This window comes from Streptomyces sp. NPDC051136 (assembly GCF_044455745.1).
Lineage (GTDB): Bacteria > Actinomycetota > Actinomycetes > Streptomycetales > Streptomycetaceae > Streptomyces.
Window position 1 is genome coordinate 43,867 of sequence record NZ_JBITFE010000004.1, and the last position, 22,429, is coordinate 66,295.

A 22,429-nucleotide genomic window follows, 5' to 3' on the forward strand; every position below is an offset into this window, starting at 1 on the left:
AAGACGACCCGCACGGCGGCTGATGACTGACAGCCGACGGCTGACGGCTGACGGCTGACGGCTGACGGCTGACGGCTGACGGCTGACGGCTGACGGCTGACGGCTGACGATCACAGACGGCAGCGACGGCCGACGTACAATCGCGGCCGACCGACATCCGGCGTCCGAGGGGGAACGGTGGAGAGCGCAACCGGCGGGCGAGGCGGGCTGCCAGGCGGACACGCCCGGTTGGGCGAACTGTGCCGGCGGATGACGGACGCGTCGGAGTCGCTCGTGCTCGGTGAGCGAGGGGTGCGGCTCGTCGAGTCCATCACCGCCGAACTGCGTGACGGCCGGGCCCCCGAGGAACTCGACGACTCCTTCGACGAGTTGGAGGAGGAGCTGCTCGCGGCCGGGCACAGCGCGGGTCTGGGCTCCTACCGCACCACCCCGACACCGCTCACGCCCGCCTACCAGCGCCTCCCGGTTTCCGGGCCCGCGCACCCGGCCCTGCATGTGCTGGCGTGTCCGCGGGGGCACTGCGGGCGGGTGGAGGCCCCCGGCGACGACGCCCCGCGACCCGGATGCCGGATCTTCGACCAGCCGTTGCGCACGGTCCCCCTCCGGTGACCAGCGCCTTCCTCAGCGCACTGGGCGGCCGCATCGCCGAACGCTGGCTGGCCGCACTGGCCCTGCCGGGACTACTCTTCCTCGCCGCCGCCACCGCGGCCACGGTGCTGGGGCACGAACACTGGTGCGACGTCGAGCGGCTGCGGGACCGGGTCGACACGCTGTCCGCCTCCCCCGCGGCCCACAGCGCCGGCACGGTCGTCCTGGTGGCCCTCGGTGTGCTGGCCGGTGCCGCGGCGACCGGCGCTGCCGCCCAGTTGCTGGGCTCGGGTGTGGAACTCCTGTGGTGCGCGCAGCCGCACGGTCCCGTACTGCGCTTCTTCACCGACCGCCGCCTGCGCCGCTGGCGTGCGGCCGACGCGCGGTTCCGCACCGCGCTGGTGGCTGCCGGCCGCGCCCGCATCGAGGGATCGGACGACGCCGACCGGCTGACCGGCATCGCCGAGCACCGCTACGCGGAACGGGACCGCATCGCCTCGGTGCCGCCGCGTCACCCCTTCGCGGTGGGCGACCGGCTCGCCGTACCCGCACAGCGTCTGTGGCGGGCCAACGGGCTGGACCTGGCCGCCGCCTGGCCCCACTTGTGGCTCCTGGCCGCCGACGGCACCCGCGGCGAACTGCAGGCCGCCCGTCTCCGGTTGACCGCGTCGGCACGCCTGTGCGCCTGGGGCGCCGGGTATCTGGTGATGGGTCTGTGGTGGTGGCCCGCGGCCCTGGCCGGGGTCGTCGCCGTCGCCTCGGGCGTACGGCGCGGTGGCGCGGCCGCGGACGCCTTCGCCGAACTCACCGAAGCCCTGGCCGACCTGCACGTACGGGACCTGGCGGCAGCGCTGGGCGTCGAGCACGAGGGCGTCGACGACCGGGCGCTCGGCGAGCGTCTCACACGGCTGCTGCGCAAGGAGCCGGGCACCGCATAACCGCGTAGGCGGTCGGGGTGGTGCTGAGGGTGGTGCTGTCGGCCAGGACGCCGCTTCCGACGCCGTCGCCCGCGTCCCCGGGCCCGGACCGGCCCCGCGGCGAAAGGGGGACGGCGTACCGATGATGTCCGGTCCGCCCGGCAGTCGTTGTGTGGACGAGAGCGAGGAGACACACCATGCCCATGGAACGACCCGACGTCCAGCGACCCACGACCGAGCTCGATGCCCGCTACAGCTCCGCACTCAATCCCCGCCCGGGCGCCGCGGGCGTCACCGCCACGGAGTGGGCCGACGCCCGCGGGCGCGTGGCCGCCGCCGAGATCTACTGGGTGGTGACGGTGCGCCCCGGCGGCGGGCCGCACATCACGCCGGCGATCGCGGCCTGGCACGACGGCGTGCTGTACTTCTCCACGGGGCCGGGTGAGCAGAAGGCCAGGAACCTGGCCCATGACGCACACTGTGCGCTGCTCACGGGTTCCAATTCGCTCACCGAGGGGTTTGACCTGGTCGTCGAGGGCGAGGCGGAGCGGGTCGGGGATCCAGCGGTGCTGGAGGAGGTGATCGCCGCGTACGAGGAGAAGTACGGGGCGCACATCACCTCGGCCGAAGGCACCTTCCACGGCATCGGGGACGCCATGCGGAGCGGAAACGCGGTGCTGTTCGCCGTGGCCCCTGTCACCGCGTACGGCTTCGGCCGGGACGACGGGGTCTACAGCCATACGCGGTGGTCGTTCTGAGGCGCCGCGGGGAGACGTAGGGGCGTGGGCGCGACGCACCGGTGTCGCGCCCACGTCCCGGCACGGGCAGCGGGGTTCGGGCTCACCCGTCCGCGTTCTCGTACGGGTGGCTAGGTCAGCCGGTGCCGGGCCTGGTGCCCAGCGCCCCCAGCAGCATCGGCAGTGAGGCGTGCAGTTCCCGCTCCCAGTAGGCCCAGCCGTGGGTTCCCGGGCCGTAGAAGTTCGTCGTCACGTGTCGCGCGCCCACCCGGTTCAGCTCGGCGGCGAGCGCGTGGTTCTGGCGGTTGAAGTCGGCCTCCAGGGCGCTCGTGGCGCCCGGTGGGTCCAGGGGGCCGGTGGTGCCGTCGCCGCAGGACAGGTAGACCGGGATCGGCCTCAGCCGCTTGGCGAGGTGGAAGGGGTCGTGTGCCTGCCATATCCGGCGTTGGGCCACCGGGTCGCCCCAGACGCGGAGCGGGTCGTTGCCCTGGCCGGCGAAAAGGCCCATGATGCGGTCGACCGACTCGGTGTTCAGGAGGGGGTGGGCGGAGCCGGAGTAGGCCGCCGCCGCCTTGAACATCCCGGGATGCCGGGCGGCGTACAGCAGGGCGCCCTGGCCGCCCATGGACAGGCCCGCCACCACACGGTCGCTCCCGGCGCCCCAGTCGCGTTCCAGGAGCCGGCGCAGCTCCTCGGTGTGGAAGGTCTCCCAGGCCGGGTCGCCGCCCTCCCCGTAGTTCCACCAGTCGCTGTACCAGCCGTTCCAGCCGGCCTCGGGCATCACCACCAGGACGTCGCGCAGGCTCTCCGTCTCCGCCACGTCGGTCATGCTCGTCCACGACGTGTAGTCGCCGCAGCAGCCGTGCAGGAGCCAGAGGGTGGGCCAGTGCTGTCGGTGGCCGCCCCGGTCCTGGGGGCTCCAGCCGTCGGGGGTGAGGAGGCGGACGCCGACCGTACGGCCGCCCAGGGCCGTGGACCGGACAAACAGGTCGACCTGTCGGTCCGCGACCTGGGTGACGGCGACGACTTCGGCACCGGCGCCGGGGTGGCGGCCGGTGTCCGGTTGCCCGGCGGCCAGCGCTCCGGGGGCCGTCGGCGCGAGGACGGCGAACAGGACGGCGAGGACCAGGAGGACTCTGGCGCGCGGGGGGCGCAGGACGGTGGGCACGTTCGCGAACACGGCGGCTCCCTCGGTGGGTGGCTGGTCGTGGTGCGGGGGTGCGGTAGTGCGGTGCAGGGGTACGGCAGCGGTGGCCGGTGTGCGGTGTGCGGTCGGGGCCCGTGTCAGTGGAGGTCGGGGCCGGCCGGCTCACGTCAAGGCGGCCCGGAGGGGCAGGGATCGTCCCCTCCGGGCGGCCCGATCTGCTCACGGGATCCGCGCGACGCCCACGTAGAAGCCGCTGCGCTCCCGCACCGGCGCCGGGTCCTCCTTGTACCACTCGGTGGCGAACACCAGGCCGGGCGCGACCAGTTGCAGTCCCGCGAAGAAGGGCTCGACCTCGCTGCGGGTACGCATCCGCAACGGGATCGCACCCTTCTTGTACGCGGCCTCGGTCTCCTGCTTCAACTCCGGGTGCTGGTCCGCGGTGCCGTGCGAGAGAAACAGGTGGCTGCCCGCGGGGAGCGCGTCGATGAGGGTCCGCACGAGGCGGTAGGGGTCCTCGTCGTCGGGCAGGAAGTGCAGGAGGGCGATCAGGGAGAGAGCGATGGGACGGTCGAAGTCCAGGACCTCCCGGGCGCGTTCGAGGATCGCCTCGGGCTGACGCACATCCGCGAGGATGAAGTCGGTCGCGCCCTCGTGGCTGCTGGTCAGCAGCGCTTCGGCGTGGCGCAGGACGATCGGGTCGTTGTCCGCGTAGACGATCCGGGCGTCGGGCCTGATCGCCTGCACGATCTGGTGCAGGTTGGGTTCGGTGGGGATGCCGGTGCCGATGTCCAGGAACTGGTCGACGCCGTTCTTCGCCAGCCAGGCCGCCGCGCGATGCATGAACGCCCGGTTCCGGGCCGCGTTGCCCCGCGCCTCCGCCGGGAGCGTCTCACCGACCTGCTGGTCGACGGGGTAGTTGTCCTTGCCGCCCAGCAGCCAGTCGTAGACACGGGCCGGGTGCGGCTTGCTCGTGTCGATGTGGGGCCTGGGTGCACCTATGGTCACAGGACGCTCCTCCGAACGCTTGGACGCCGACGGGTCGTCAGCCTATCCGGATCGCCCCGGCCCTTCCCGTGGTGCTGCCGGCTGCTGGAGCATGCGGCCTTGCCGGGGTACGCATGGGCGGGTCCGGAGGAGGCTCAGATCTCGCTCAAGAACTTGTCCCGAAGCGTACCCACAAGTAATGATCTTCCCGTTGCGCCCTCGACGTGACCGCCTGACCAGCGGTTTCGTGGGGAGGCGCGGAGGCGCGGGAAACCGGACGCGCCGTAAGACAAACGAAACTCGTAACCGGAGTTCGAAACAGGGGGAAGACGTGACCACGTCATCCATGCACGAAACCTGCCCGACTGCCGTGCGCGACGGCCATGGACGCGGCGGCAGGAAGCGGCTGCGCGAGGTCGCCGCCCTCACCGCGGCCGCGGTGGCCTTGGGTGTGGCGGCACCGCTGGCGAGCGCGAACGCCGCCGAGCGGAGCGCCCCGGCGCCGCACACTGCGGGGTCGGCAACGCCTGCGTTCGCGTCGCTCGCGTCCGCACCCGCCCTCGGGGCACGCGGCGGGCCGGCCGGGTCGGAAGGGCTCGACGGCCTCGACGGACTGGAAAGCCTCGACGACGAGGCCGCTCTCGCCGGGCTCGAGGAGGCGCTCCGTCTCATCACCGAGATTCCCGACGAGGTGCTGGCTCAGGGGCGGGCAGCCACCGAGCAGTGGCTTCGGGACCGGTTGGGGGGCTCCTCGGCCACCGGCGGCCTCGTCCAGCCGATGAGCTTCAGCGCCGGCGGCTGTGCCCGGGGCATCCTGCTGGCCGTGGGGTCGAACATCCTGGCCATCGGCAAGATCTACAAGGTGAAGAAGGCCATCGACAAGCTCGGCGGCATCAAGAAGGTCGTCAAGAAAATCCAGGACAAGAAGAAGCGCGGCAAGAAGAGCTTCAAGAAGGCGATCATGGAGGTCTTCGAGGAAAGCGGCACGGGCATCGGAGCGATCGCCGCCGAGATCCTCGGTGTGGACCAGGTCATCAAGCACTGCTGGTGAACGGCGTAGGTCAAGGAGTCGCATCATGCACACAGTCGCTGTCGCACTGCAGTGGGCGGTCCTCGTCGCGGGTGGCGTCGTTCTGGGCTCGGCCGTGGTGAGCGCGGTACGGGTCGGACTGGCGGGCGCCGGAGCCGGGAGGGCCGTCGAGTACCTCGAACGCCGTTGGTTCGGCGCCGGGTCGGTGCTGCTCGCACTGCTCGCCGGAGCCGTGGCCATGGTCGGCGCCGGACGCCTCACGGGGGGCGGCGTCGGCATCGACGAGGCCGCGCTCGTCGTCTTCCCGCTCGCTCTCGTGGCCTCTTTCGCCGTGCGCAGGCTCACCACGCGGGGCGCGCACCGCACGGCGGCACGGGTGTCGGGACTCGTCGTCGTGCCCGCGCTGCTCGGTGCGGTCATGTCGGCCGCCGGCTGAACGGCCGCCTCACCGGGCCGCCCACCACCGGGCGGCCCCGCCACGGGCCGCGGCAGGGCCGTCGGATTCCCTCGGGGGTGTCCGGCGGCCCTGCCGGTCCAACGGGTGCGGTCGAGGCCGGCGCGTCCCTGCCCGTCGCCGTCCCCCGTTCACGGGCACCGGACACGCCGCCGCACCACTCCCCGGCGGGTCACCCCTTCTGTTCCACCCTCACCCAGTCCACCTCCGCCTGGACTCCCCCGCCCGCGATCCGGTCCACGCTGGACTGCGGCAGCCCCCAGTACGGGCTGGTGACCTTGTTCCAGCCCGCCGGGTAGGCGCCGCCGAGCGCGAGGTTGAGGATGACGTACTGGTTGTGGTCGAAGACCCAGGCGCCGCGCGTCGACTCCAGCTTGTTGCGGGTGGTCTCCTGGACCACGCGGTCGTCGACGGAGAACTTCATGCCCGTCGGCGTCCACTCCACCGCGTAGGTGTGCCACTGGTCGGCCCGGCCGCCGCCCGGGTACACCTGGCGTGCGCCGATGTTGCCGTCGGCCGAGTAGCCGGGGCCGTGCAGGGCGGTGCTGGTCCAGTCGCCGTAGCCGATGTTCTCCATGATGTCGGTCTCGCCGGAGGCGGGCCAGGACACGGAGGGGTCGTCGACGTTGCTGCCGAGCAGCCAGAAGGCGGGCCAGAAGCCGTCGCCGACGGGGAGTTTCATGCGGGCGCTGACCCGGCCGTAGGTGAAGTCGAACTTGGTGTTGGTGTCGATGCGGCCGGAGGTGAAGTCGTAGGTGCCGCCTCCTGCCTTCGTGCAGCCCTTGCAGTGCTTGGCGCGCAGGACCAGGGCGCCGTTCTCCAGGCGGATGTTGTCGGCCGAGTCGACGTAGGCCTGCGACTCGCCGTTGACGGAGCCCATCTCGGTGCCGGTGCGGACGACGCGCCACTTGCCGCGGTCCAGCGCGGTCGAGGTGAAGTCGTCGAAGAACGTGGTGCGGTAGGCGCCGGACTGCTCGCCGGGCAGCGCCGGGTAGGCGGCGGCCGCGCTGCCTCCGGTGCCCCAGACCTCGAACTCGTAGAGCGAGTAGCCGAACTGGGCGGTGGCCGGGGCCGGGTTGTAGAAGGAGCGGCGTTCCTTGCCGAGCATGCGGACGTAGCGGCCGGTCGCGGGTTGCGGGAGGCGGACGGTGTCGTGGCGGCCGGTGGCCTCGCCCGGGGCCTTGACGTCCGCCCGGCGGGCGGCGACTTCGGCCGCCGAGGGCCGGTACACCGTACGCCAGGTGCGGTTGTCGTCGGAGACCTGGAGTTCGTAGTCGACGGCGTAGGCCGCCTCCCAGTACAGGTCCACCGTGTCGACGGTCGACGTGGCGCCGAGGTCGACGGAGACCCAGCGGTCGGCGTTCCAGTCGCTGGACCAGCGGGTGGCGTCGCCCCTGAGGTCGGCGGGGCGGCCGCCGTCGGTGACGAACGCCGGTGAGTTGCCGGCGTGCTGGTAGACGTTCGAGTACGCGGGGTGGTTCAGGGCGAGGTTGGTGCGGGCGCTGGACGCGGGGGCCGGTTCGCCGCCGTAGACCTTGAAGGAGTAGAGGGAGTAGCCGTAGGGGGTGGCGCGTTCGATGCCGCGCATGCGGACGTAGCGGGCCCGCACCTCCTGCGGGTAGGTGTGCGCGGTGACCGATCCGCCGGAGCCGGCCGTCTCCGTGTAGAAGGGCTTCCAGGCGGTGCCGTCGGTGGACGCCTCCAGGACGTATCTCTTGCCGTAGGCGGCCTCCCAGTCCAGCGTCACCCGGTCGACGCGGATCGTCGTCCCGAGGTCTACGCGGATCCAGGCGGTGTCGGTGAAGTCGCTGGACCAGCGGGTGCCGCCGTTGCCGTCGAAGGCGAGGCCGGGCGCGGTGCCGGCGTTCTCGCTGGCCGAGGCGGTGACCGCGGCCGGGGCAGCAGCGTAGGCGGCGGCCGCGCGGTCGGTGTCCCAGGCCGCCGCCGCGGCGGACGGTTCGGCGGCGGCCGGGGTGACGGCGGTGAGGGACGGGACGGCGGCCAGCAGGGTGAGCGTGGTCAGAGCGGTGAGGAGGGTGCGGGGGGTACGGGATGACATGCGGTTCTTCTCCTTGGTCGGTGGGAACCTGCGCGTCGCGCGCGGAGGCGAGTGCGCCCGCTTCGGCATGTAATTGACGTGTACCTGACATCAATGATGATCGACGGAGAGGAGGGGGACCGTGGTGGGCCAGGACTCCCGCGTCCGGACCCACCACGGGGTTCTCAGGCGGCCCTGCGCTCCCTCCCCCGCGCCCGGCCGATGATGTCCGCGTAGTGGTGCCCGCTGCCCTTGATGGTGCGGGCCTGCGTCGCGTAGTCGACGTGGACCAGCCCGAAGCGCTTGTCGTAGCCGTACGCCCACTCGAAGTTGTCCAGCAGCGACCAGGCGAAGTAGCCGGCCAGCGGGGCTCCCCTGCGGGCGGCGGAGGCACAGGCGGCGAGGTGGGCCGTCAGGTACTCCTGGCGCTCGGGGTCGTCGATCGTGCCGTCGGGGCGGATCACGTCGGGGAAGGCGGAACCGTTCTCGGTGACGTACAGCTTGCGCGCCCCGTACTCGTCGGTCAGGCGCAGCAGCAGGTCCTCGATGCCGCCGGCGTCGATCTCCCAGTCCATGCCGGTGCGCGGGACGCCGACGCGGCGGACGGTGCGGACGTGCGGTGCCGGTCCGGTGGGGTCGTCGGCGACGGTCTGGGGGAAGTAGTAGTTCAGGCCCAGCCAGTCCAGTGGGGCGCCGATCAGCTTCATGTCGCCGGGCTGTTCGGGGAGTTCGACGCCGTAGACCTCCCGCATGTCCTCCGGGAAGCCGCGGCCGTGGACCGGGTCCAGCCACCAGCGGTTGGTGTGGCCGTCCATGCGGCGGGCGGCGGCCAGGTCCTCCTCGCGGTCGGTGGCCGCGTGGATGGTGGAGAGGTTGTTGACGATGCCCACCTGGGCGTCCGGGGCCGCCGCGCGGATGGCCGCCGCCGCGAGGCCGTGGCCGAGGAGCAGGTGGTAGGAGGTGCGGACGGCCGCGGTCAGGTCGGTCCAGCCGGGGGCCATCTTGCCCTCCAGGTGGCCGATCCAGGCCGAGCACAGCGGCTCGTTGAGGGTGGCCCAGTGCCGGACGCGGTCACCGAGCCGTTCGGCGACGACGGAGGCGTACGACGCGAAGTGCTCGGCGGTCGCGCGCTCGGGCCAGCCGCCGCGGTCCTGGAGCACCTGCGGCAGGTCCCAGTGGTAGAGGGTGACGGAGGGGGTGATGCCGGCCGCCAGCAGGTCGTCGACGAGCCGGTCGTAGAAGGCCAGGCCCTTGGCGTTGACCGGGCCGTCGCCGCCCGGTACGACACGGGGCCAGGCGACGGAGAGGCGGTAGGCGTTGGTGCCCAGCCGCCGCATCAGCTCGATGTCCTCGTGGGTGCGGTGGTAGTGGTCGCAGGCGACGTCGCCGTGGTCGTTGTTGTCGATCTTCCCCGGGGTGTGCGAGAAGGTGTCCCAGATCGACGGCGAACGTCCGTCCTCCGCGACGGCTCCCTCGATCTGGTACGCCGATGTGGCCGTGCCCCACAGGAAGTCGTCCGGGAGTGCGGCGAAGTCGATGGTCACGAAGGTCCCTTCGGGTTGGGTGTGGGGGCGCGGGGGCGTTGCGGTCACTTGACAGCTCCGGCCGTCAGGCCCGCCACGAGGTAGCGCTGGAGGAGCAGGAAGCCCGCGACGACCGGGACGCTCACGACCAGCGAGGCGGCCATGATCTGGTTCCAGTACACGTCGTTCTGCGTGGAGTAGCCCTGGAGGCCGACCGCGAGGGTGCGGGTGGCGTCGTTGGTCATGACGGAGGCGAAGAGGACTTCGCCCCAGGCGGTCATGAAGGCGTAGACGGCGACCGCGACGATGCCGGGGATCGCCGCGGGCACCACGACCCTGAACAGGGCGCGCAGCGGCCCGCAGCCGTCCACGAGGGCCGCCTCGTCCAGGTCGCGGGGCACCGAGTCGAAGTACCCGATCAGCATCCAGATGGAGAACGGCAGGGAGAAGGTCAGGTACGTGAGGATCAGGCCGCCGCGGGAGCCGAACAGGGCGATGCCGGTGGTGTTGCCGATGTTCACGTAGATCAGGAACAGGGGCAGCAGGAACAGGATGCCGGGGAACATCTGCGTGGACAGGACGGTCACGGAGAAGACGCGCTTGCCGCGGAACTCGTAGCGGCTGACCGCGTAGGCGGCGAACACGGCGATCACGACGGAGCAGACGGTCGCCGCACCGGCCACGATCAGCGAGTTCACGAAGTACTTCGCCAGCGGGACCGTCGACCAGATGTCGATGTAGGGGCGGACGGTGAGGCCGCTCGGCAGCCAGTGGAACTGACTGGAGACGTCCTCGAGGGGTTTCAGCGAGCTGGAGACCATGACGTACACCGGCAGCAGGACGAAGCCGGTGAGCAGGGTCAGGAACACGCGGCGGGTCCACATGAAGGAGCGCGGCGCCGCCATCGGGGACCTAGACATCGGCCGTCTTCCTCTCCTGGGTGTTCCGGGCGCGCCGGGGGGCCCGCGGGCCGCGTGGGGTCCTGGAGGTCAGGAACAGGTACACGCCCGTCACCACCAGCAGGAACAGCAGCAGCAGAACCGACATGGCGGAGCCGGTGCCGAAGTTCCAGGTGACGAACGACGACTGGTAGATGTGGATGGAGATCAGGTCGGCGGCCTCCGGCGCCGCCTTGCCGAACAGGACGAACGGCGTGTTGAAGTCGTTGAACGTCCACAGGAACAGCACCAGGACGAGGACCTGGTTGACGGGACGCAGCGACGGCAGGGTGATGCGGCGGATCTGCTGCCAGACCCCGGCGCCGTCCAGCGCGGCGGCCTCGTACAGCTCCTTGGGGATGTTCTGCAGGCCGGCCATGACGATGAGGAAGGCGAACGGCCAGCCCTTCCACACCGAGACGACGAGCAGCGCGATGAAGCTGTTGTCGCCGATCAGCCAGAAGGAGGGCTTGTCGGTGAGGCCGAGCTGGTCGTGCAGCACGTGGTTCACCAGGCCGTTGTCGTGCTGGAACATGAACGCCCAGGTGATGACGGCCGCGTAGACCGGCAGGGCGTACGGCACCAGGAAGATCGCGCGGAGCAGTCCCCGGCCGCGGAAGGCGTCCTGCATGCAGATCGCGGCGGCGGTGCCGATCAGCCAGCACAGGCCGACGGAGAGGATCGTGAAGGCGCAGGTCACCAGGAAGGAGTGGAGCAGCGCCTCGCCGACGGGGGCGTCGAAGTCCACCGACATGGTGAAGTTGTCGACACCGGTCCACGGGGCGGTGGTCCAGTCGCGGATGTAGAACTGGGTGAGTTCCTTGAAGCTCATCACGATGCCGATGACCATCGGCACCAGGTGGACGAGGAGTTCGAGGAGCAGGGCCGGCAGGAGCAGCAGGTAGGGCAGGCCGATGCGGCGGATCCGCCCGGGACGGCGGCGGGGTCCGCGCGCCGTCCCGGGGGAGCTCTTGCCGACCGTCCGCTCGCCGGGCTGCGCCGAGGCGGTCGTGGTGGTCATGGCGAGGTCCGTGTCCGTGTCGGAGTCGGTGGGACTGTGTCGAGGCTCAGGGCGCTCACTTGTTGGGCATCTGCTGCTGTGCCTTGGCGAGCTTCTCCTTGACGGACTCGGTGGTCACCTGGCGACCGGCCGCGGCGTCGGCGAAGAGTTCCTTGACGGCGGTGCCGACCGCGGTCTCGAACTGCGACTCGTCGGCCACCTGGGGCAGCGCGGCGGCACTCTTGGCGAGGGTCTCGCGCAGGACGGCGGTGGCCTGGGTGTTGAACGCCGGGTCGGACTGCGCGGCCTTGACCGGCGGGATGGAGCCGTACGCCTTGTTGAGGAGCTTCTGCTCGGCGTCGCTCGTCATGAACTTCACGAACTTGGTGGCGCCGTCGGCGTTGTCGGTGTTCTTGAAGACGGCCATGTTGATGCCGGCGACCATGGAGTTGGTGGCGGCGCCGGCGCCGGGGGTGCCGGAGGGGACGGGGGCGGGGGCGACGCCCCACTCGTCGTCCTTCATGCCCATGGTCTTGAAGGTGGCGGAGGCGGTCTGCCACAGCACCATCGAGGTCTTGCCCTTGGCGAAGTCGCTGAGGGACTGGTTCTGCGCGTACTCGGCGTTGCCGGGCGCGACGACCTTGTCCTTGGCCATCAGGTCGACGTACTGCTTGACGGCGGCGACCGCGCCGTCCGAGGTGAAGTCGGGCTTGCCGTCGGCGGTGAAGAAGTCGGCGCCGTGCTGCTTGGCGAGGACGAAGACCTGGTGGATGTTGTTGGACAGGTTGGAGCCCTCGGCGCCCAGGCCCCACTTGCCGTCCTTGGAGATCTTCTTGCCGGTCTCGACCAGCTCGTCCCAGGTGGCCGGGGGCTTGGTGATGCCGGCGTCGGCGAACATCTGCTTGTTGTAGTAGAGCGCGTAGGCCATCGAGTACAGCGGGACCGCGGCCGGGTCCTGGCCCTCGACGCCGGTGGAGCCGAGCGCGGAGTCGACGAAGCGGTCCTTGCCGCCGATCTTCTCGAAGTTCTTCGCGTCCCAGGGCAGCAGGGCGCCGGTGGCCTGGAGGCTGGCGCTCCAGGTGTTGCCGATGTTCAGGACGTCGGGGCCCTGTCCGGAGGTGGTGGCGGTGAGGATCCGGTTGAGCAGGTCGGACCAGGGGACCACCTCCAGCTTGACCTTGATGCCGGTCTCCTTCTCGAACTTGTCGAGTTCGGGCTGGAGGACCTTCTTGTCGACCTCGACACTGGCGCCCTGGTTGGACGCCCAGTAGGTGAGTTCCTTCGGCGAGTCGTTGGATCCGCCGCCCGAGGAGGAGCCCCCTCCGCAGGCCGTGGCGGCGAGTGCGAGAGACATGGTGACGGCGCCTACGGCCGCGGCTCGGATGCTGCGCATGGCTCCTGGGTTCCTTCCGGGAGTCGGTCGGGATGTCCCGACGGCGGCTTCGGCTGTTTCCGTTCCGAAGCCCCTCATGGCTTAATTTAGGACGTGAGTTAAACCCCGAGAGAAAGACTCGTCAAGGTCTCGCGCAGCTTCGGCGCTCGCGCGGGGCCGCGGAAGGAAGGGGTCCGATGGCCAGGCACGGCGGGCGCACGGTCCGTGACCTGCGGCGGGAGAGCCGCAGCGCCGTTCTGCAACGGTTGTATTTCGACGGGCCGATGAGCAGGCTCGCGCTGGGCTCGGCCGCGGGCCTGAGTTCGGGATCCGTCAGCAACGTGGTCGCCGAGCTGATGGCCGACGGGCTCGTGGAGGAGGCGGGCAGCCTCGGCGCGGACGGCGGCCGCCCGCGCACCCTCGTGCGCCTCACGGCCGGCCGGGGACGCCTGATCGGTGTCGACGTCGGCGAGACCCGCGTACGCGTGGAGCTGTTCGACCTGTCGATGTCCGAACTGGCCCGCACGGAACGTGTCCTGCCCGGGCACGGGTCACGCTCGTACGACGTCGGCGTGGTCGCCGGGCACATCCTCGACGGTGTCGCGGAGGTGCTCGGCGCCGACGGCCCGGCACGGGACCCCGGTGAGCTGCTGGGCGTGGGCATCGGTGTCCCCGGCATCGTCGAACGCACCGCCGCGGGCACCCTGGTGCACGGTCAGACCATCGGCTGGGACGCGGTCCCGCTGGAGGCGCTGCTGCGCGACTCGGGCCGACTGCCCCCGCACGCGCCGCTGTTCATCGACAACGGCGCCAAGACGCTGGGGCAGGCGGAGATGTGGTTCGGCGGCGGACGTGGCGCGCACAACGCCGTGGTCGTGCTCTTCGGTTCCGGCGTCGGCGCGTGCGTCGTCACCGACGAGGTGGAGCAGGGGCGTGCGGTGGAGTGGGGGCACCTGACGGTACGGGTGCGGGGGCGCCGGTGCCGGTGCGGAGCACGGGGGTGCCTGGAGGCGTACGCGGGCGCGGAGGCGCTGCTCGCGCGGTGGCGGGAGGCGGGCGGCGAGCCACCGCCCGGCGCCGACGAGGAGGCCGCGCTGACCGCACTGCTGTCCGCCGCCCGGCCCGGAGCGGGGCGTGCGGCGGACCCGGTGGCCGCCGACATCCTCGCGGAGACCGCCGAGTACCTGGGCGCGGGACTGGCCGACCTCGTCAATCTCTTCCAGCCCGAGCGCGTCCTGGTGGGCGGCTGGGCCGGACTCCAGCTCGGTCCGGCGTTCCTGGAGTCGGTGCGGGCCCACACCCTGGCCCACGCCCTGCGTCACCCCGCCGGACGGGTGGGCATCGCCCTGGGCCGCCTCGGCCCCGACGCGGTGACGGTGGGCGCCGCGATCCTGCCGCTGGCGGCGTTCTTCGCCCGCGGCGGCCGGCGCGTACCGGCCGACTCGCCCGCGCCGGTCCCGGCCTGGCGGGCGGCTCTCGGGGGGAGGCTTGCGGGACAGCGGGTCGGGAGGTGAGGGCGCGCGCGGCGCGGGCGGGGTGAGTGGAGGGCGTACGCGCGGCGCGGGCGGGGTGGGTCGAGGGCGTGCGCGCGGCGCGGGCGCGGGACGGCCGGCTCGCCCACGGCGTGCCGGCCTGGCGGGCGGCGCTCGGGGGGCTGCCGGGACAGCCGGGCGGAAGGTGAGGGCGCGCGCACGGCGCGGGCGGGATGGCCGGAGCGCGCGCACGTGGGGCGAACCGGCCGACTCCCCCGTACTGATGCCGGTGTGGCAGGCGAACGCGGGCGGGACGGTGGAACGCGGGTCAGGGTGTGCGCGTGGCGTGGGTGGGGGGAGGTGCGAGGATGGGGTCGTGCCGAGCGGGTGGGGCGGCCGGGAGCGTGAGGGAGAACGACGGGATGGCAGGCCGGAGGCGCTGGTCGACCGAGCAGATCCTGGACGCGGCGGCGGAGCTGCTGCTCGCGGGTGACGCCGAGACGTTCAGCGTGCGCAAGCTCGCCGCGGCTCTGGGGACCGACTCCTCCAGTCTGTACCGGCACTTCCGCAACAAGACCGAGCTGTTGCGCGCGGTCGCCGACCGGATCCTGCTGTCCGCCATGGAGGGGTACCGGCCCGAGGGCGACTGGAAGCAGCGCCTCACCGCCGTGGCCCTGCGCCTGCGCGCGGCGTTCGGGCAGCAGCCGCAGCTCGCCGCGGTCTGGGGGCGCCACGGGTCCGGGGGCACCGGCTCCCGGCTGATGATGGAAGAGGTGCTGCAGGCGCTGCGCGCCTCGGGCCTGCCGGACGACCGGATCCCGGCGCACTACCACCGGCTCGTCGTCCTGATCGCCTCCCTGGTCACCGCCGAGGGCGGCTTCGGTGCCGTCGGCGCGCAGGAACAGGAACAGGGCATGGAGCAGTTCCGCGTCGCGGTACTGGGCGCGGATCCCGAACGCTTCCCCGCGCTCGCCCACTTCGCCCGTGAGATCCGCCCGCTCGGGGCGGACCGCCACGCCGCCTTCGAGGAGATCCTCGCCGTCCACCTCGCCCACATCGAGGCCGCGCTCCCCTGAGCCGCCGGCCCGGCCGCTACGCCGAGTCCCGCACCACCAGTTCCGGGTCGAAGATCACCGACGTGGCTTCGGTGCGCACGCCCTTGATGTGGTCGTCCAGGAGGCGTGCCATCGTGGCCGCCATCTCCTCCACCGGCTGCCGTACGGTGGTCAGCCGGGGCCGGCAGGTCACGGCGACGCTGGAGTCGTCGAAGCCGACGACCGCGACGTCCTGCGGCACCCGGCGCCCGTGGTCGCGCAGCACCTGGACGGCGCCCTGGGCCATCAGGTCGTTGGCGGTGAACACGCCGTCGACGTCCGGGTGTTCGGCGAGCAGTGAGGTCATCGCAGCCATGCCGCTGTCCACGGTGAAGCCGCCCTCGGCCACCGGTACGTACGGGTGCCCGTGCCGGGCCAGGGTGTCGCGGAAGCCGGCCAGGCGCTCCTGGCCGGCCGCGAGTGCCAGCGGACCGGTGACGGTGGCTATCCGGTGGCATCCCCGCTCCAGCAGGTGCTCGGCGGCGAGCCGGCCTCCGTCGCGGTGGGCGAGGTCGACGTAGCTGAGCGGCACCGGTCGCCCCGGGCGGGCGAACAGCACCGCCGGCAGCCCGGCGCCGGCGAGCAGCGCGGGCAGCGGGTCGTCGGGGTGCGTGGACACCACCAGGGCGCCGTCCGCGCCGCCCTGCCTGAGGTAGGCGACGACCTCCTGCCGGGCCTCGGGCGTCTCGGCGAACATCAGCACCGGATGCATCCCGCGCGGCCTCAGGTGCCCGACCACGCCGCCGACGACGCGGCCGAAGAACGGGTCGGCGAACACCCGCGTGGCGAAGGCGTTCTGCTCCGCGTCCGAGGCGTCGCCCGCGCCGGAGACAACCAGGGCGACCGTCGTCGTGCGCCGGGTGACCAGCTGCCTGGCGGCCTGGTTGGGGGCGTACCCGGTCCGTTCGATGGCCCGGCGAACCAGGTCCTGGATGGCCGGGTCCACGTTGCGGACGCCGTTGACCACCCGCGAGACGGTGGCCCGGGAGACGCCGGCCTCCCGGGCCACGTCCTCCAGGGTCGGGGCCTGTCTGCTCATGCCCGCACCTTAACCGGCACGGTCCGGCGGGTGGTAGAGCGCTCTCCCCCGCTCACACGTCCGACGCCGGTACCACCTCCAGGTCTCCCACCAGCGGTACGTCCCCCGCCGACCGCCCGGCCAGCATCCGCCAGCGCCCCGCCTCCGTGCGCCAGGCGTGCTCCTCCACCGACCAGTGGCGCAGGGCCCGCGCCGGGACGTGGACCGTCGCGGTCACCGTCTCCCCCGGACGGGCCCGCACCGCCGCGTACCCGGCGAGCCACCGCGCGGGACGGTCGAGCGCCGAGGCGGGCCGGGCGAGGTACACCTGCACGACCTCCCGGCCCGCCCGCGCACCGGTGTTGCGCACCCGTACGCGCACGGTCAGGTCGTCCCCGGCCCGGACCGACGCCGGAAGGGCCAGCTCCTCGTAGGCCCACGTGGTGTAGCCGAGACCGTGTCCGAACCAGTAGGCGGGCTGCCGCGGGCGGCGCAGCCAGCCCCGGTAGCCGACGTGCAGGCCCTCGTCGTAGTCGAGGCGGCCGTCGGCCGGGCGGGTGCCGGTCACCGGCGCGTCGGCGAGGGTGTCCGGCCAGGTGGTGGGCAGCCGCCCGCCCGGTTCGGCGCGGCCGAGGAGTACGTCGGCGAGTCCGCCTCCGCCCTCCTGCCCGGGGAACCACGCCAGCAGCACCGCGCCCGCCTCGTCCCGCCAGGGCAGCTCCACCGGGCCGCCGCTGTTGACGACGGCGACGGTACGCGGATTGGCCGCCGCGACGGTGCGGACCAGCGCGTCCTGGCCGGCGCCGAGCGCCAGGCCCGTACGGTCGTAGCCCTCCGACTCCCCGTGCTCGGTGGTGCCGACGACCACGATCGCCGCGTCCGCCGCGGCCGCGGCGCGGGCCGCCTCGGTGAGCGACGCGGCGACGTCCGGGGCCGGTGGCGCCGCGACGACGACGGTCGCCCGTCCGGTGCCCGGGGCCAGCTCCCGGCGGGCCACCAGCAGCGCGTCCCGGCCGGCGGAGAGGTCGGCGGTGGCGTACCGGCCGGGCGGGTTGACGTGCACCACCGCCGGGTCGTCGGTGTGCGGCGGGAAGTCGCCCTCCAGCAGGGTGCGTCCGTCCAGGGCCAGGCTCATCCGGCCGAAGCCGGCCACGCCCAGCGTCCAGTGGCCCCCGGTGCGGGGGTGCAGCCGGGCGCTGATCTCGACGGTGTGCGCGCCCGGAACGAGGCGGGGCTCCAGCAGCCGCCCACCGCCCCGCCGTTCCGCGTACAGCTCGCGACCGTCCGCGTCGAGCATGCGCAGCAGGACGCCGGGCAGGCCGGAGCGCGGGTCGGTGCAGGCGTCCTGGTCCAGCGGGGGCGCGGGGCCGTCCGGCCGGGGGCCCGGGACGTGGACGACGCGGGCCCGACCGCGCAGGGCGGCCTCGACACCGTCCAGGACGGACACCTCGTCCTGCGGGAAGACACCGGCGCTGCCACCGCCCTGGGTGCGGGTCCGCACGGCGTGCGCGCCGATCACGGCGACCGTCCCGAGGTCCTCGGGACCGAGGGGCAGGACGCCCTTGTTGGCCAGCAGGACGGTGCCGGCGACGACCGCTCGGCGGGCCAGCGCCCGGTCCTCGCGGACGCGTGCCGGATCCGGGACGTCGCGGGTGCGTCCCGAGGCCGCAGCCCCGCCGGGGCTTACCGAGGTCGGAACCCTGCCAGGGCTCACCGAAGCCGAAACAACGTCAGGGCTTACCGAAGCCGATGCCCTGCCAGGGCTTACCGAAGCCGAAACAACGTCAGGGCTTTCCGGAGCCGGAAGCCCGCCGAGGTCGTCCGAAGCCGGAACCCCGCCGGGGCTTTCCGAAGCCGGGACCCCGCCGGGACCTGACGGAGCGGGGACCCCGCCGGGACCTGACGGGATCGCAGCCCTTCCGGGACGTGCCGGAGCCGGCCCCCCGCGGGGGCGTGCCGGCGGGCGCCGCGTGTCCGGCTCCTCGTCCGTGGCAGGTGCGCGGGGTGCGTCGTGCCCGTCGAGCGCGCCGAGCCAGGCCGCGAGGCGCAGCAATCGCCGTGCCTTGTCGTCGACCGCCGCCTCGGGCACGCTGCCGTCGGCGACCGCCCGGGCCAGCGCCTCGCCCCAGGGGCCGTCGGGCCCCGGCATGGCGAGGTCGAGGCCGGCGCGGGCCGTGTCGACGGTGCCGCGCACGGCGCCCCAGTCGGAGACGACGACGCCGTCGAAGCCCCACTCGCTCTTCAACGGGTCGGTGAGCAGGGCGTTCGCGGTCATGGTGGTGCCGTTGACCGCGTTGTACCCGGCCATGACGAGCCGGACCCCGGCGGCCACCGCCGCTTCGAAGGGCGCGAGGTAGACCTCCCGCAGGGGCCGTTCCCCCACCCGTACGTCGACGGTGAGCCGGTCGGTCTCGGAGTCGTTGGCCACGTAGTGCTTGGCGGTGGCCGCCACGCCGTGGGCCTGGATGCCGCGGACGAGGGCGGCGCCGATGCGGCCGGTCAGCTCGGGGTCCTCGGAGAGGCACTCGAAGTGCCGGCCGCCCAGCGGGCTGCGGTGCAGGTTGAGGGTGGGGGCGAGCACGACGTCCACGCCCTTGCGCCGGGCCTCGGCGGCGAGCAGGCCGCCGAGGCGTTCGACCAGGGCCTCGTCCCAGGTGGCGGCCAGCGCCGAGGCGGAGGGCAGCAGGACGGAGGTGTTCCGCTCGTCCCATGCCTCGCCCCGCACGCCCGCCGGACCGTCCGACATCACCAACTCACGCAGCCCTACAGCCGGTTCCGCCCTCGTGCGCCAGGTCGTGGCGCCGGTCGCGAGCAGTGCGCGGGCCTGTGGTGTCAGTTTGCCGAGCAGTCGGTCGATCTCGTCGTCGTTCGTCCCCACCCGGGTCTCCCCTCCCCTGTGTCGTGCCTGCCGTACGCGCGTCGGTGTCAGCTGTAGACGCCGAACTCGTACAGCGAGTAGCCGTAACCGCTGCCGCGGGCCGTTCCGTTGACGCGTACATAACGGCCGGCGCCGTTCACGTCGAGTGTGTCGACGCCGCCGTTGCCGGCCGTCACGGTGGACACCGTCTGCCAGTTCCGTCCGTCGTCGGAGGTCTGGACGGTGTAGGCCTTGGCGTACGAGGCTTCCCAGTACAGCTGGACGTGCCGGAAGGCGGTGCGCGTGCCGAGGTCCACCTGGAGCCACTGCGGGTCGCTCCAGTCGCTGGCCCAGCGCGTGTTCGGGTTGCCGTCGACGGCGTTGGCGGCGGTGCAGGGGCAGTCGCCGTAGCTGGGCTGGAACGAGGAGGCGGTGGCCGGCTTGCCGAGGGCGAGGTTCGTGCCGCCCACGGCGGGCGGGACGACCCGCGCCGAGAGGGTCTCGACGCCGACGTTGCCCTTGCCGTCCGTGGCCTTGACGTACAGCTTCCAGACGCCGGGCCGGTCCGGGGCGGTCACCCTGAGGCGGCCGCCGCCGAGGTCGGTGAAGGGCAGCGGGGTCAGCTGCTTGCTCTGGTCGATGTAGTTGCTGTTCGCCAGCACCTCGTACGCGATCGGGTCGCCGTCGGGGTCGGACGCGCGCACCGTGAGGACCAGGTCCTTGCCGGCCTGCACCTTGCCCGCGTCGCCCTCGACCCCGAAGCCGGAGACGACGGGCGGGGTGTTGTCGCGCGAGGTGTCGCCGCCGTAGGCCCGCTTGACGGCGTAGTACGACAGCCGCTTCTGGCCTGCGGGCAGCAGGTTGAACCAGATGCCGCCGAAGTCGTACTCGGTGCCGTAGTGGAACAGGGTCGCGCCGAGGGCGACCCCTCGGTGCCCGGTGACGCAGTTCCAGGCGTCCGTGTAACCCTGCGCCTTGGCCTGGTCGGTGGGCTCCTTCGGTACGCCGTTGGCGTCGTCCGGCACCTCCCACTCGCCGGCCGGTCCGGTCTCCGTGACGATGTACGGCTTGGTGTAGCCGCCCTGCTCCCAGGCGGCCCTGACGTCGCAGACGGCGTCGTAGGAGTTGACGGCGTACAGGTCGAGGTCGGGGGCGTTCTTCTTGTAGTAGGGCCAGGCGCCGACCCATGCGTCGGTCGAGGTGACGGGGTGGTTCGGGTCGACGGCGTGGATCTTCTTGGTGATGTCGTTGACGAGGGTGGTGTACGCGTCGCGCTGGCGCTCCAGCTCGTCGCCGCTGTAGCAGTTCTGCAGGCCGAGCACCGACTCGTTCCCGACGTTCCACATCAGGACGCCCGGGTGGTCCTTGTACTCCTGGACCCAGCGGGGGAACTCGGCGAGCATCTGGTTCTTGTACGCGGTGTCGGTGAGGTAGTTGACGCAGCCGCCGCTGCCGGGACCGCCGCCGGGCTGGAGCCAGAAGCCGGCGATGACCTTGACGCCGTGGGCGGCCGCGGAGTCGAGGAGCGGGCGGCTGCTCGCGTCGGTGCCCCAGGTGCGGACGGTGTTGACGCCCATGGATCTCAGGTCGGGCATGTACCGGTCGGCGTCGGCGGGGGACGGCCCCCAGGTCAGGCCCTTGACCGTGTACGGGCTGCCGTCGACGGTCAGTTGCCAGTTGCCCTGACTGCCGGTGACCTTCACGACGCTGCCCGCGGCGTGCGCCTGCGTCGCGGGCAGGGCCGTGAGGGCGCCGACGGTGAGCAGGGCGGCGGTCAGGGGGGCGGTGAGTCTGCGGGCGGGGGTGAGTCCGCCGGCGGGCGTGCGGGGTCGGCTCATCGGGGTGTGTCTCCGGTCTGCGGGGTGAGGGGGGTGAGGGGGCGGTCCGGCCGTGGCGGGGGCGTGGACGGCCGGACCGGTCCGGTGGGGGTTTCCGGGCGGGTCAGGGCAGTTCGTAGTGCTCGTTCAGCGCCGCGCCTGCCTCCGGGTGGGTCTGGTCGTATCCGCGCGCGTCGCACTGCAACCCGCCGACGATGCAGTGGCCGACCATGGCGTCGAGGGTCGGCGCGTCCCAGGCGTTGAAGAAGTCGTAGTGGAACGAGTAGCTCGCGCCACTGGCCAGTCGTACCTGGGAGAGGTCACCGTTGACGGGGAAGGCCATCTTGAACTCGATCATCGGCAGGGCGACGGGGTGGTCGGCCGGGCAGATGTTGTTGTTGGTGCCGGGGTTGACCACCGGATACGCCATGTGGCTCTTGTGGTCGGGCGTATCCAGGTTCTTGCCGTCCCAGCAACTGGGCGCCTGGAAGCGGATGTTGACCTGGACGTCCCGGCGCTCCGGGCAGTTGGCCGGGAAGTCGACGTTGAAGAAGCTGTCGCCGCACTCCCAGCCCTCGACGAAGCCCGGGTGGTCGCGGAACTCCTGGGCGCTCTGCATCGGGCTGCCGACGACGTAGCGCAGCCCCTTGGGGAAGGGCCGCACGCTGGTGTAGTCGGTGACGCCGGCCTTGTAGTAGATGGTCTGCGGGCCGACGGGGAGCACCGGGGTGCCGCCGTCGAACATGGTCGGCATCCAGTAGCCCGAACGGTCGCCGGGCGCCAGGCAGGTGGTGGACCCGGCGTCCAGCGAGGCGGTGGTGCTGTACGCGTTGGTCGTCGTGTTGCCCATGAAGGTGTGGTCGTGCGACTTGCCGGGCTGCTGGGCGTAGACGATCGGGTCGTCGGGGGCCGTGTGGCTGACCGCGCAGTTGGCCTGGAACTCGTGGAAGTAGCGGTGCGGCGGCTCCTTCGTGGACGGACTGACACCGGTGACCGGCGGGTTGGCGGGGATGTAGCCGTCGCCGTCCGGGTCCTCGGGCGAGGAGGCGGTCGAGACCGCCATGGTGTGCCCGGTGTGCGCGGACGGGGCCCGGGCCGCGGTGTCGGCGTTGGCGGCGACCGTGCCGATGCCGATCGAGGTCAGCAGTAACGCGCTCGCGACGAGGGCGCCGGACAGAACTTTCGATCTCCGTGGCATGGAGACCTCCTGAGAAGGTCGGGGAAATTCTCGGAGAGCGCTCTCCCACGTCGGAGTGTTGAGGGCACGAGGGGAGGGTGTCAAGGGATTCGACAGCATGAGCGGCGCACGCATCAACGCGACTTCTGACCCCACTTGTTGAACGCAGCGCACAAGAACTGGTCGCGAGTATTGACGTGTCCGGGCGGACGGATGAAGCATGCACTCCCAGAGAGCGCTCCCTCACCCCCACTTCGTTCACTTTC

18 protein-coding genes are annotated in these 22,429 nt (G+C 72.3%); 7 read left to right on the forward strand and 11 right to left on the reverse strand.

Going from position 1 to position 22,429, the window contains the following annotated elements:
• Positions 1-249 precede the first annotated feature (249 nt).
• From ACIBCJ_RS12775 to ACIBCJ_RS12785, 3 genes are all read left to right on the forward strand, one after another.
• Positions 250-609 carry a hypothetical protein gene (locus ACIBCJ_RS12775; RefSeq protein ID WP_365978019.1) on the forward strand — a complete coding sequence of 120 codons (360 nt, stop codon included), beginning with the start codon at positions 250-252 and terminating at the stop codon, positions 607-609.
• Positions 606-1,526 (forward strand): hypothetical protein, encoded by a 921-nt coding sequence (locus ACIBCJ_RS12780; RefSeq protein WP_365978020.1) that lies wholly within the window; start codon positions 606-608, stop codon positions 1,524-1,526. The genes ACIBCJ_RS12775 and ACIBCJ_RS12780 overlap by 4 nt, the downstream gene beginning before the upstream one ends.
• Before the next feature lie 176 nt (positions 1,527-1,702).
• Positions 1,703-2,263, forward strand: coding sequence for a pyridoxamine 5'-phosphate oxidase family protein (locus ACIBCJ_RS12785; protein WP_365978021.1), 561 nt, complete (start codon positions 1,703-1,705; stop codon positions 2,261-2,263).
• 115 nt (positions 2,264-2,378) lie between these two features.
• Here ACIBCJ_RS12785 and ACIBCJ_RS12790 read toward each other — a convergent pair whose 3' ends face one another.
• Together ACIBCJ_RS12790 and ACIBCJ_RS12795 are read right to left on the reverse strand one after the other, a co-directional pair.
• Positions 2,379-3,422, reverse strand: coding sequence for an alpha/beta hydrolase family protein (locus tag ACIBCJ_RS12790; RefSeq protein ID WP_365978022.1), 1,044 nt, complete (start codon positions 3,420-3,422; stop codon positions 2,379-2,381).
• 186 nt (positions 3,423-3,608) lie between these two features.
• Positions 3,609-4,394, reverse strand: coding sequence for an SAM-dependent methyltransferase (locus tag ACIBCJ_RS12795; protein ID WP_365978023.1), 786 nt, complete (start codon positions 4,392-4,394; stop codon positions 3,609-3,611).
• 310 nt (positions 4,395-4,704) lie between these two features.
• Between ACIBCJ_RS12795 and ACIBCJ_RS12800 the strand changes: the two genes are divergently transcribed.
• Both ACIBCJ_RS12800 and ACIBCJ_RS12805 read left to right on the forward strand, forming a co-directional pair.
• Entirely contained in the window at positions 4,705-5,424 is a 720-nt protein-coding gene (locus ACIBCJ_RS12800; RefSeq protein ID WP_365978024.1) for a hypothetical protein, read from the forward strand.
• A 25-nt stretch (positions 5,425-5,449) separates the two neighbouring features.
• On the forward strand, positions 5,450-5,839 hold the full coding sequence (locus ACIBCJ_RS12805; protein ID WP_365978026.1) for a hypothetical protein: 390 nt from the start codon (positions 5,450-5,452) through the stop codon (positions 5,837-5,839).
• 190 nt (positions 5,840-6,029) lie between these two features.
• Here the strand turns inward: ACIBCJ_RS12805 and ACIBCJ_RS12810 are convergent, their stop codons facing one another.
• The 5 genes from ACIBCJ_RS12810 to ACIBCJ_RS12830 form a co-directional block, all read right to left on the reverse strand.
• Complete coding sequence (locus ACIBCJ_RS12810) at positions 6,030-7,916, reverse strand: discoidin domain-containing protein (RefSeq protein WP_362093959.1); 1,887 nt, start codon at positions 7,914-7,916, stop codon at positions 6,030-6,032.
• A 164-nt stretch (positions 7,917-8,080) separates the two neighbouring features.
• Positions 8,081-9,439, reverse strand: a complete 1,359-nt coding sequence (locus tag ACIBCJ_RS12815) for a GH1 family beta-glucosidase (protein ID WP_362093955.1) — start codon at positions 9,437-9,439, stop codon at positions 8,081-8,083.
• Positions 9,440-9,483: 44 nt separating this feature from the next.
• Positions 9,484-10,323 carry a carbohydrate ABC transporter permease gene (locus ACIBCJ_RS12820; protein ID WP_362094133.1) on the reverse strand — a complete coding sequence of 280 codons (840 nt, stop codon included), beginning with the start codon at positions 10,321-10,323 and terminating at the stop codon, positions 9,484-9,486.
• A 7-nt stretch (positions 10,324-10,330) separates the two neighbouring features.
• Complete coding sequence (locus tag ACIBCJ_RS12825; RefSeq protein WP_362093952.1) at positions 10,331-11,377, reverse strand: sugar ABC transporter permease; 1,047 nt, start codon at positions 11,375-11,377, stop codon at positions 10,331-10,333.
• A gap of 55 nt (positions 11,378-11,432) precedes the next feature.
• Entirely contained in the window at positions 11,433-12,749 is a 1,317-nt protein-coding gene (locus ACIBCJ_RS12830) for a sugar ABC transporter substrate-binding protein (protein WP_365978027.1), read from the reverse strand.
• Between the two features lie 176 nt (positions 12,750-12,925).
• Here ACIBCJ_RS12830 and ACIBCJ_RS12835 point away from each other — a divergent pair, with 176 nt between their 5' ends.
• Together ACIBCJ_RS12835 and ACIBCJ_RS12840 are read left to right on the forward strand one after the other, a co-directional pair.
• Entirely contained in the window at positions 12,926-14,242 is a 1,317-nt protein-coding gene (locus ACIBCJ_RS12835) for an ROK family transcriptional regulator (protein ID WP_362093946.1), read from the forward strand.
• Between the two features lie 380 nt (positions 14,243-14,622).
• A complete protein-coding gene (locus tag ACIBCJ_RS12840) occupies positions 14,623-15,276 on the forward strand; it encodes a TetR/AcrR family transcriptional regulator (RefSeq protein ID WP_362093943.1) in 654 nt (217 codons plus the stop codon).
• Positions 15,277-15,292: 16 nt separating this feature from the next.
• Here the strand turns inward: ACIBCJ_RS12840 and ACIBCJ_RS12845 are convergent, their stop codons facing one another.
• From ACIBCJ_RS12845 to ACIBCJ_RS12860, 4 genes are all read right to left on the reverse strand, one after another.
• Positions 15,293-16,333 (reverse strand): LacI family DNA-binding transcriptional regulator, encoded by a 1,041-nt coding sequence (locus tag ACIBCJ_RS12845; protein WP_365978028.1) that lies wholly within the window; start codon positions 16,331-16,333, stop codon positions 15,293-15,295.
• Between the two features lie 52 nt (positions 16,334-16,385).
• A complete protein-coding gene (locus tag ACIBCJ_RS12850; RefSeq protein WP_365978029.1) occupies positions 16,386-19,190 on the reverse strand; it encodes a glycoside hydrolase family 3 C-terminal domain-containing protein in 2,805 nt (934 codons plus the stop codon).
• Between the two features lie 47 nt (positions 19,191-19,237).
• Complete coding sequence (locus ACIBCJ_RS12855; protein WP_365978030.1) at positions 19,238-21,007, reverse strand: discoidin domain-containing protein; 1,770 nt, start codon at positions 21,005-21,007, stop codon at positions 19,238-19,240.
• A gap of 103 nt (positions 21,008-21,110) precedes the next feature.
• The gene (locus tag ACIBCJ_RS12860; protein ID WP_362505008.1) at positions 21,111-22,184 is read right to left on the reverse strand and encodes a DUF1996 domain-containing protein; all 1,074 of its coding nucleotides are present in this window, start codon (positions 22,182-22,184) and stop codon (positions 21,111-21,113) included.
• Positions 22,185-22,429: the final 245 nt, after the last annotated feature.